Here is a 287-nt window from a genome sequence, read left to right as displayed (position 1 = left end):
GGTATCGATTTTCGGACCAAACTCCGTGTTTTGTTTCGCCTTGCCCCGCTTGATTGGGCGTACGTATGGCTGAGACAGACTGACAATCCGATGATCCACTCGATGGGTCTTATTTCGATACATGAACTCCTGCTGCGTAAACAGATGCTGGATCGTGGTCAGTCGGCTGTGTTGCTTCTCAGTCAATTCACCGCCTTTTGCGCGCAGCTCGTCGACATAACGCAAGTCACGTCGCACGTATTGCAGTTGTGTTTTGACTTGGTGGCGCGTTTCCTTAGCGGTGCGAC

General features: G+C 51.9%; 1 pseudogene. It reads right to left on the bottom strand.

The annotated features are described in order from the left end of the window. A pseudogene (locus tag ABWW58_RS17150) lies at nt 1–287 on the bottom strand (IS5-like element ISLrh3 family transposase); the annotation flags it as partial.

It is taken from the genome of Sporolactobacillus caesalpiniae, assembly GCF_040513385.1.
Lineage (GTDB): Bacteria > Bacillota > Bacilli > Bacillales > Sporolactobacillaceae > Sporolactobacillus.
Note: the sequence above shows the minus strand (reverse complement) of the source record. Positions and strands in the feature narration are given on the sequence as shown.